Source organism: Pseudomonas sp. A6 (genome assembly GCF_052367875.1).
Classification (GTDB): Bacteria; Pseudomonadota; Gammaproteobacteria; order Pseudomonadales; family Pseudomonadaceae; genus Pseudomonas; species Pseudomonas citronellolis.
The window spans coordinates 6854185-6863966 of record NZ_CP198970.1 but is presented as its reverse complement, the minus strand read 5'-3'; the positions used below and the strand labels follow the sequence as shown (position 1 = coordinate 6863966).

Below are 9782 nucleotides of genomic sequence, written 5' to 3'. Positions count from 1 at the left end.
GGTTGCCTCTTAGTGCACGGCGGCTGCGCCCGCCTGGGCGAGCGGGGCGGAAGACGGGGGAACGGAGTCGGCCTGGAAGCCACCGCCCAGGGCTTGCACCAGCTGGACGGAGAGGTCGATGCGCTGGGCTTCCAGGTTGGCCAGCTGGCGCTCGGCGAGCAGCAGTTGTTGCTGCACGCTGAGGGCGTCGAGGTAGTTGCCGACGCCTTCGCCATAGCGGCGCATGGCCAGTTCGAAGTTGGACTTGGCGATGTCGCGGGCCTCGCGCTGGTCGACCAGTTGCTGCTCCAGCGAGTGCAACTGGCCGAGGTCGTCGCTGACCTCGCCCAGGGCGCCGACCAGGGTTTTGTTGTACTGCGCCACGGCGAGGTCGTAGTCCGCGTCCTTGCCGGCCAGGTTGGCGCGCAGGCGGCCGCCGTCGAACAGCGGCAGGGAGATGGCCGGGGCGACCTGGAAGAAGCGGCTCGGCGCCTCCAGCAGGTCGCTGGTGTGCATGCTGGCCAGGCCGATCATCGCGCCCAGGTTGAGGTTCGGGTAGAACTGCGTCTTCGCCGCCTGGATGTCCTTGCCCGCGGCCTCGACGCGCCAGCGCGCGGCGACTATGTCCGGGCGGCGGCCGAGCAGTTCCGCCGGCAGGTCGGGCGGCAGGCTCAGAGCGTCGGTCTTGAGCGGTTGCGGGCGCTGCAGGTCGAGGCCGCGGTCCGGTCCCTGGCCGAGCAGCACGGCCAGGGCGATACGGTCGCTGGCGATCTGCTGTTCGGCGGCGGCCAGCTGCTGGCGGGCGCTGGCCACCTGGGTTTGCGTCTGCTGCAACTGCACCTTGCTGTCCAGGCCGGCGTCCATGCGCTTGCGGCTGAGCTCGAACAGGCGCTGCGAACGCTCCAGCTCATCGCGGGACAGGTCGCGCACGGCGAAGGCGTGGCCCAGCTCGCTATAGGCGCGGGCGACGTTGGCCGAGAGGGTGATGGCCGCGGCCTGGCGGTCCACCTCGGCGGCGTTGGCCTGGCCGAGGGCGGCTTCCCAGGCGGCGCGCTGGCCGCCCCAGAGGTCGAAATCGTAGTTGAAGCCCAGGGACAGGTACTTCACCGCCGAATAATGCCCGCCCGTTGGCGCGGGGAGCACGCTGGTGGGCGCGCGGATGCCCGCATAGCTGGCCTTGCCATTGAGCGTGGGCATGCGCTCGGCATCGGCGGCGTTGGCTGCGGCGGCGGCCTGGCGAGCGCGGGCGTCGGCGATCTGCAGGTCCGGCGTGCCTTTCAGGGCCTCGTCGATCAGGCTGTCGAGCTGGGCGTCGCCCAGGCTGCTCCACCAATTCCGGCGGGGCCAGGCGGCGCTGGACAGCGGTGTGCCGTCGAGGCTGCGGCCGGCCTGCAGCGAGGCGCTGTCGAGCGCCTTGCCGCTGGGCGCCAGGCCCGAGGAGCTGACGCAGCCGGCCAGCGCCACGGCGCTGGCCAGCAGGGTAGCGGCGGGTAAGCGGAATGCACGCATGGCCTACTTCTCCTGGGTCGTGCCGGGTGCGACGCCATGGCTGGCGAGGATCTTGTCCAGCAGCCGGGTGAGAGTCAGCAGTTCCTCGGGGTTGAGGCAGCCGACCAGTTCGTTCATCGCCCGCACGGCGATCTGTGGCGCCTGGGCGTTCACCGCCTCGCCGGCGGGGCTGAGCTGCAGGCGCACGCTGCGCCGGTCGTTGGGGCAGGGCTGGCGCAGCAGCAGGTCCTTCTTCGCCAGGCGATCGAGCATGCGCGTCATCGAGCCGCTGTCGATGGACAGCTCGCGGCATAGCTCGCCCGGGGTGTTGGCGCGGTTCTGGCCGATAAAGAACAGCACCTTGAATTGCGCGGCGGTGATGTCCAGGTGGATCAGGTGCTTGTCCAGCAGGCGGTCCTTGAGGATGGCCGCCAGCCCCAGCAACTGGCCGATCGAGCCCCTGAACGGGAAGTCCGTGACGCGGTAGTGATCCATGGCAAGGCTAATAACTGTCTAGGCAGGTAATGTGTTTCGAAATAATACTGCCTAGGCAGCTAATGACAAATAGCAGATTGTTGCAAATGGGCAACAATCCGTTCCTGAAAGCACTATGCGAGCGTTCCGCGAAACAGGATGTGCCCGCTCGGTGTGCGACGCGGCCTCGGCAGCAGTGCTTATGCACAATGCCGGGGCATGGCTTGGCGGCTACTGCTAAAAAAGCCTCAGCGCTTTTCAGGTTTTTCTTAAAGCTATGTTTTTAAAAGAAATTATCTGATCTGTTCAAAATTCGAACAGAGCCGCGCCGGCGGGCCAGCAGCGGGCCGCATGGGCGATTTTCCCGATGTTCTCAACAGAGTTATCCACAGGTTCTGTGGGCTTCTCTCTGGAACTCTCGTACTAGACGTGTTCGGCGAGGATGAGCAGGTTTCGCGGCGTGACCTGGCTGGCGCAGAAGCGCCCCAGGCGTACCCGGTAGCCCTGTTCGACGAGGAACAGCGCGCGGTCGAGCAGCAGCCAGAGTTCCAGCGGGCGGCGGAACAGGCCGCGCACCAGTTCGAGATTGCGCACTTCGGCCAGGCGCCGCCAGCCTTGGGCCTCCAGCGCGCTCCAGTCGCGCTCGGCGGGGCGGGGCAGGCCCTTGAGCGCGGCCAGGTCGCGGCAGTAGTCGGCGAAGGGTTTGTGCAGCCAGTCCACGGGCACCGAGGGTACCGGCAGGTAGCTGTCCTCGCCGCGCAGTTCGCGCTGCAGCAGGTCGAAGGCCAGGCGCCGGGCCATGGAGTTGTCGCGCTGGCGCCGTATCCGGGCGCCGGCGGTGACCGTCTCGGCGAGCGGCAGGCGCAGGTCGTCCTGATCCAGCTTCAGGCGGGAAGCACCCGCGGCTGTGGATAACGGCTGGTAGTGCTCGCTGGCGATGCGGTTGTAGCAGCAGGGCGCCACCGCCAGTTGCCGGCAGCGCTTACTTGCCGCCAGGCGCAGCAACTGGACGTGCAGGTCGCCGCAGGCGTGCAGGGCCACGGCGGTCTGGCCGGGTTGCAGATAGCGGACGGCGCCTTCGGCGAGCACGTCCTGCTCGACGTGCATGGCGCGCAGGCCCAGGCGGTCGCTCAGGCGCTGGCCTTCGCCGACCAGGGCGAGGTCGCGCTCCAGGCTCAGCAGCGGCTGCCCGCCGTGGGCCAGCAGGCGGCCCAGGTGGCCCTTGCCGGCGCACCAGTCCAGCCACTGCACGGAGGGCGTGGCGAACTCCAGGCGGCTGGCGAAGGCCTCGATCTGCTGCCACTTGCGCCCGGGCACGTCGACCTGGAACTGCGTCGGCAGCCTGGGCAGCGGGTGGGACGGCAGGTCCTCGACTTCGCTCAGTTGCGCGGCGCGGCTCGCCAGCTCCGGGAAGGGCGCCGGCGCGGGCAGGCGTTCGGGCTGGTTGTGCGCGGCGTCGGCCTGTTCCAGATCGCGCCCGCGCAGCCAGGTGGCCAGTTCCCGGTGTTCGGCTTCCCAGGGCAGTTCCAGCAGGGTGAAGGGCTTGGGCCGCCACAGCCCCTGGTGGGCGAGCAGGAAGGCGTCCAGGGCCTGGAAGCGCTGGAGCAGGACGTCGTCGGTGAGGCGGTTGGCCACGGCGGTGCGCTGGGGATGAGTGGCGGGGCGGCGATTATAGCGGCCCCGCCACATCCGGGAAGCGCCGGTCAGCGCCCCTGCATGGAGTCCACCCGCAGCCAGCGCTCGGCGAGGCGGAACAGGCGGGTGAGGACCAGGGTGATGACCAGGTAGAACACCCCGGCGAGGCAGAAGAACAGCATGGCCTCGTAGGTGCGGGCGATGATGGTGCGGGTCATGCCCATGATGTCGAACAGCGTCACGGTGTAGACCACGGCGCTGGCCTTGAGCATGAGGATCACCTCGTTGCTGTAGGCCGGCAGGGCGATGCGCGCGGCGCGCGGCAGGATGATGTGCAGCAGTGCCTGGCGGCGCGACATGCCCAGGGCCCGCGCGGCTTCCACTTCACCCACCGGGATGGCGTGGATGGCGCCGCGGAGGATCTCGGCGATGTAGGCCGCGGTGTGCAGCGTCATGGTCAGCAGCGCGCACCAGTACGGGTCGCGCAGGTAGGGCCAGAGCGGCCCCTGGCGCACCGACTCGAACTGCGCCAGGCCGTAGTAGACGATGAACAGCTGCAGCAGCAGCGGGGTGCCGCGGAAGAAGAAGATGTAGGTGTAGGGCAGCGCGCGCACGTACCAGTGCCGCGAGGCGCGGGCGATGCCCAGCGGCACGGCCAGGGCCAGGCCGGCGACCACGGCGAAGGCCAGCAGCTCGAGGGTCAGCCCGGCGCCCTGGAGCATCTTCGGCAGCCACTTGAGGATCAGCTCCATGTCGGTCATAGCTCGTTCCTCACGAAACCGCGGCCGGCGCGGCGCTCCAGGAAGTGCAGGGCGGCCATGACGAATACGGTCAGGCCCAGGTAGATCAGCGCGGCGGTCATGTAGAAGGTGAAGGGCTCTTTGGTCGCGTTGGAGGCGACCTGGGCCTTGCGCATGATCTCGTCGAGGGTGATCAGCGAGACCAGGGCGGTGTCCTTGAGCAGGATCAGGTACAGGTTGCCCAGGCCCGGCAGGGCCACGCGCCACACCTGCGGCAGGACGATGCGCCAGAAGATCCGCGGGGCGGACAGGCCCAGCGCCTGGCCGGCCTCGCGGTGGCCCTTGGGCACGGCCAGCAGGGCGCCGCGGAAGACTTCGGTGGCGTAGGCGCCGAAGCACAGGCCCAGGGCGCAGGTGCCGGCGGCGAAGGGGCTCAGGGCCAGGTCGGGCTTGCCGAACAGGTCGCCCACGGCGTTCAGCCCGGCCACGGTGCCGAAATAGATCATCAGCACCCAGAGGGTTTCCGGCACGCCGCGCACCAGGGTGGTGTAGGCGCCGCCGAGCATGCGCAGCAAGGCATTCTTCGAGGTCTTGGCGATGGCGCCGAGCAGCCCGAGGATCAGGCCGAGGCAGACCGCGGCCAGGGACAGCTTGAGCGTCATCAGGGTGCCGGCCGCCAGCTGCGGGCCGAAACCGTGCAGGTCGAAAATCATGGGGATCGCGCCTGAAGGGGCGCGCCCTGGGTCACAGGGCGCGCCGGGCTGGCATCAGTAGATGCTGAAGGGGAAGTACTTCTCGTTGATCTTCTTGTAGGTGCCGTCGTCGACGATTTCCTTCAGGGCGGCGTTCAGCTTGTCACGCAGCGGGTCGCCCTTGCGCACGGCGATGCCGATCTTGTCGTTGTCGAACACCGGCTCGCCCTTGAACTCGAAGTCCTTGCCGGCGTCGCTCTTGAGCCAGTCGTACTGCACGAACTTGTCGGCCAGCACGCCGTCCAGGCGGCCCGAGGACAGGTCCAGGTAGGCGTTTTCCTGGGTGTCGTAGAGCTTGATGGTGACGGTGTCGGACATGTTGTCCTCAAGCCAGGTGCCGGCGATGGTCGCGCGCTGGGCACCGATCACCTTGCCCTTCAGGTAGCCCTTGTCGGTCTTGAAGTCCACCGACCTGGGCGCCACGAACTGCAGCTTGTTGGTGTAGTAGGGGTTGGTGAAGTCCACCGCCTGCTTGCGCTCGTCGGTGATCGACATGGAGGCGACGATGAAGTCGAACTTCTTGGCGTTCAGCGCCGGGATGATGCCGTCCCAGTCGGAGGTGACCACCTCGCACTCGACCTTCATCTTGGCGCACAGGGCCTTGCCGACGTCGAGGTCGAAGCCGACCACCTGGCCGCTGGCGTCGATGCCGTTGAAGGGCGGGTAGGCGCCTTCGGTGCCGATGCGCAGCTTCTCGGCGGCGACCGCGTGGGCGCCGAAGGCCAGGGTGGCGGCAGCGGCCAGAAGGATCTTCTTATAGTTCTTCATGCAAAGTTGCTCCGTTAGCGGTGGCTGGACATGAACTGCTTGCAGCGCGCGGACTGTGGGTTCCCGAAGACCTGCTCGGGGGAACCCTGTTCCTCGACCAGGCCCTGGTGGAGGAATACCACCTCGCTGGAAACCTGGCGGGCGAAATTCATTTCGTGGGTGACCAGCAGCATGGTGCGGCCTTCCTCGGCCAGCGCGCGGATCACGTTGAGCACTTCCTGGACCATTTCCGGGTCCAGCGCCGAGGTGGGCTCGTCGAACAGTATCACCTTGGGCTGCATGGCCAGGGTGCGGGCAATGGCCGCACGCTGCTGCTGGCCGCCGGAGAGCTGCGCGGGGAAGCTGTGGCGCTTGTCGGCGATGCCGACCTTGGCCAGCAGGGCCTCGGCGATCTCGATGGCTTCGGCGCGGCTCTTGCCCAGCACGCGGCGCGGCGCCTCGATGATGTTGTCGAGGATGCTCATGTGCGGCCAGAGGTTGAAGTTCTGGAAGACGAAGCCCAGTTCGCTGCGCAGCCGGTTGATCTGGCGGTTGTCGGCGGCGACCAGCGCCCCGTCCTTGGCCTTCTTCAGCTTCAGCTCTTCGCCGGCGACGATGATCTGGCCCTGGTGCGGGTTTTCCAGCAGGTTGATGCAGCGCAGGAAGGTCGACTTGCCGGAGCCCGAGGAGCCGAGAATGGAGATCACGTCGCCTTCGCGGGCGGTCAGGGAAATGCCCTTGAGCACTTCCAGGTCGCCGTAACGCTTGTGCAGGTTACGGATTTCCAGTGCGGGTATGGCCTCGGCCATTGGGGGCTCCTCTATTGTTGTTCGGATGCTTCGCGGCGCGCCGCGGCAGGGGGTAGGGCCTTCCTGGCGAACGCAAGCTATCACGCGACCCGGGGGGCGCCAAGCGTCCGGGGGCCGCGCCGGGCCTGGATGGTGGCATCTTGTCGCATTGCCGCAGTGCCTTGTCGCCTGGGCTGAACACCGGGGTGCCGGAAGCCTGGCGAGGGGGCTGGCGAAACGAGGGGCGCGATAGTGCCAGCTTCGCCGGCGGGGGAAAAGACCGCAGGCCCCGACGTTGGTCGGGGCCCGGGTTCACTGGGTGATCTGCTGCTCGCCGCGGGTGTTGTCGCGGCTCTCTTCGTCGATCTGGTCGAGCTGGCCGGCCATCAGCGCCGGGCGACCGCCGATGCGCGGGCCGGGCAGCACGCTGCCGCCGGCCAGGCGGGTGGGATGCTCGCTGGCGTCGATGGTGGATTTGCGCGGCTGCGTCTGCACGTGGAAATCGGTGATCTCGATGATGCCCTTGCCTTCGGCCAGCAGGTGGAAGGAGAAGGCCTTGCGCGCCCGCTCGTTGTCGAAGCCGAAGGTCACCTCCAGCGGCTTGTCGCGGGTCAGCCGCGGGAACTCGGGGATCGCCAGGTCCACCGGGCGCTCGAACTCGCGGGTCTTCAGCTGCACCTTGGCCCCGGCCTTGTCCATCTGCAGCGCGCGGATCTTCAGGTTCACCGTGGTGTGGCTGTCGGCCGGGAACTCCAGGTACTGGGCGCCGATCAGGTTGTCGGTGTACTCGTTGGTGACCTGCGGCTTGATGCGGATCTTCTCCTGGGTGGCGAACTGGTATTCGCCGCCCGGGCCGCTGCCGGTCACCGAGTGGTCGAGGATGCCGGCGCGGGCGGCGACCAGGCGCGCGTCGCGGCCGCTGAAGCGCCCGACGAACTGGGCGCTGTCGGCGATGAAGCCATCGCTCTTGTAGCGCCGGCAGACCTGCTGGAAGTCGCACTCGGTGAAGGTCTGCCTGCCGTCGTGGAAACGCAGCATGCCGTTGGTGAAGGAGACCATCTCGCGGCCCTTGTCGTACTCGCGGAACAGCGAGCGGCCGGAAACGTCCTTCGGCGGGGTGAAGCCGAAGTAGTCGAGGATCGAGGCGTCCATGTCGACGTGGCCGTAGACGCCGCTCTTCACCGGCGGCAGCGCCGCCTGCTCGGGGGCCAGCACCAGGTTCAGGCCCCAGGACGAGGCCAGGCGCACGTTGTCGATGCCGTGGGATTCGTCGGAGGTGACGATCACCAGGGTGTCCTTGAGCACGCCCTGTTTTTCCAGGCCGGCGAGGAAGGCGTCGACCGCGTCATCCAGGTAGCCGACTGCGGCCTGGCGCGGGGTGGGGTACCTGGCCAGGTATTCCGGGGTGGCCGAGTAGGGCTGGTGGGTGCCGACGGTGAGCAGGGTCAGCATCCACGGCTTCTTGTCCTTGCGCAGCTGGCCGACGTAGTCCAGCGCGCCCTCGAAGAAGGCCTTGTCGTCCATGCCCCAGGCGAACTCCAGGTAGGGCTTCTTCTTGAACCAGTCGCGGCCGAGGGTCTTGTCGAAGCCCATGGCCGGCATCACCTTGTCCTTGGCCATGAAGCGCAGGCCGGCGCCCTGCAGGAAGTGGGTGCTGAAGCCGTGCTGGCGCAGCTGCGCCGGCAGGCACTCGGCGGCGCGGCCGGGGTTGGACAGCAGCTCGACGCCCTTGGGCGTGCCGTTGTCCAGCTTGCTGTAGTCGCCGCAGAGCAGGGCGTAGAGGCCGCGGATGGTCTGGTGGCTGTGCACCACGTAGTCCGGGGTGGTCATCGAGCGTTCGGCCCAGGCGCTGAGCCTGGGCATCATGGATTCTTCGTAGCTGCTGCTCAGCGCCGCGCGGTTGGTCGCCACGTAGGCGCCGGGGATGCCTTCCATGGTGATGATCAGCACGTTCTTCGCCGTGCCGGGGCCGGACAGCAGCGGGGTGCCGGAGAGGTCGAGCTGGGTCAGCCCGGTGACGTCCGGCGGGGTGTCGCCCTGGTCGCCGGCCAGCCAGTCCTCGGCGGCGAGCTGGCCCTGGCTGGCGACGCCGGCCAGCAGGCGGTGCGGCAGGTTGAACTGCTTCCACACGTCGACGTCGTTGGGGATCACGTACTGTAGGCCGAAGTGGGCGCCCAGCAGGGCCACCGGCACGCTATAGGCGAAGCGCGACAGGCGCTGTTCGCGGCGGCGCCACAGCACTGCGCAGAGCACGATGGCGCCGAGCAGCGCGCCGGCCAGCCAAGGGTGGGCGATGCCGCCGCCCTGGGTGGAGTTGCCGACGAAGGTCGGGTCGGCCATGAAGTGCAGGTCGCTGGGATCGGGCATGCGGCCCACGGCGCTGACCAGCTCGGCGTTACCGATCGTCATCAGCGCCCACAGCAGCATGATCGGCAGGGCTACGAACAGGCGCAGGCGGTGCAGCAACAGGACCAGCAGGCTGCCGATGGCCAGATCCGAAAGGTAGCCATAGAGGTTGCCCCAGCCAAAGGCATGGCGGCTGGCCAGCGGGATCGCCAGGAACAGGATGGCAAGCGTCGCGAGGTTGCCGCGTTGTTGCCACCAGCGTTTTAGAGGATGCACGAGCACTCCCTTTTCAGGCATCGAAGGGCCTGAAAGTATCCCATCCATCGGGCGGAAATCATCCGGAATGTCATCATTCTGAAAAAACGTTGTGCTACGCGCCAGTAGACAACGGAAATCAGGGGAGTTTCGCCGGGCGGGCGACCAGTGGCGAAAGCGTGGCCGTGATCGGCTGAAGGCGGGAATGTAAAAGGCCCCTGGTTCTGGTGAACGCAGGGGCCTTTCGGAGTCTTGGTGCCAGGGACGGAATCGAATGGTCGCCTGCAGGCCTTATCATTGCTGGTTTTAACGGTTTCCTGTTTTCTTTCTACTCACAAATCTACTCACGTTTGTGCGAGTGGCATGGATTGGCGGCAAGCCCCATTGAACCTTACCGGCAAGGTTAAGTTAACGAATTCAAACGATATTCAAATGCCGCTCAAGCCCAGACGCTACGCTGGCTTCAGGTTGGTCGTTAACTCCATTTGCTGATTAACGCCGAGGTTAACCGGGGCTCAAAAGGGGGATTTAATCTGCGGATGGGGGTGCGGGCGGTTTCCTCCGGGGGCCTTCTGAAA

At 67.2% G+C, this 9782-nt stretch carries 8 protein-coding genes; all 8 read right to left on the bottom strand.

Annotated elements, in window-relative coordinates; all coding sequences use genetic code 11:
* Positions 1 to 9: 9 nt before the first annotated feature.
* The 8 genes from ACTWJ5_RS30175 to ACTWJ5_RS30140 all read right to left on the bottom strand — a co-directional run bounded on the left by ACTWJ5_RS30175 (position 10) and on the right by ACTWJ5_RS30140 (position 9225).
* Positions 10 to 1488: an efflux transporter outer membrane subunit gene (locus tag ACTWJ5_RS30175; RefSeq protein WP_253392090.1), complete on the bottom strand. Its 1479-nt coding sequence runs from the start codon at positions 1486 to 1488 to the stop codon at positions 10 to 12.
* A gap of 3 nt (positions 1489 to 1491) precedes the next feature.
* The gene (locus ACTWJ5_RS30170) at positions 1492 to 1962 is read right to left on the bottom strand and encodes a MarR family winged helix-turn-helix transcriptional regulator (RefSeq protein WP_116425092.1); all 471 of its coding nucleotides are present in this window, start codon (positions 1960 to 1962) and stop codon (positions 1492 to 1494) included.
* A gap of 402 nt (positions 1963 to 2364) precedes the next feature.
* Positions 2365 to 3576 carry a methyltransferase gene (locus tag ACTWJ5_RS30165; protein WP_444437115.1) on the bottom strand — a complete coding sequence of 404 codons (1212 nt, stop codon included), beginning with the start codon at positions 3574 to 3576 and terminating at the stop codon, positions 2365 to 2367.
* A 68-nt stretch (positions 3577 to 3644) separates the two neighbouring features.
* Positions 3645 to 4337 carry an ABC transporter permease gene (locus tag ACTWJ5_RS30160; RefSeq protein WP_074980141.1) on the bottom strand — a complete coding sequence of 231 codons (693 nt, stop codon included), beginning with the start codon at positions 4335 to 4337 and terminating at the stop codon, positions 3645 to 3647.
* Positions 4334 to 5029, bottom strand: a complete 696-nt coding sequence (locus ACTWJ5_RS30155) for an ABC transporter permease (protein WP_058488105.1) — start codon at positions 5027 to 5029, stop codon at positions 4334 to 4336. Before ACTWJ5_RS30155 ends, ACTWJ5_RS30160 begins: the two co-directional genes overlap by 4 nt.
* Positions 5030 to 5083: 54 nt before the next feature.
* Positions 5084 to 5836: an ABC transporter substrate-binding protein gene (locus tag ACTWJ5_RS30150; protein WP_074980139.1), complete on the bottom strand. Its 753-nt coding sequence runs from the start codon at positions 5834 to 5836 to the stop codon at positions 5084 to 5086.
* Positions 5837 to 5850: 14 nt separating this feature from the next.
* Positions 5851 to 6624, bottom strand: coding sequence for an ABC transporter ATP-binding protein (locus ACTWJ5_RS30145; protein WP_043268338.1), 774 nt, complete (start codon positions 6622 to 6624; stop codon positions 5851 to 5853).
* Positions 6625 to 6915: 291 nt separating this feature from the next.
* Positions 6916 to 9225, bottom strand: coding sequence for an LTA synthase family protein (locus ACTWJ5_RS30140; RefSeq protein ID WP_407072387.1), 2310 nt, complete (start codon positions 9223 to 9225; stop codon positions 6916 to 6918).
* Positions 9226 to 9782: the final 557 nt, after the last annotated feature.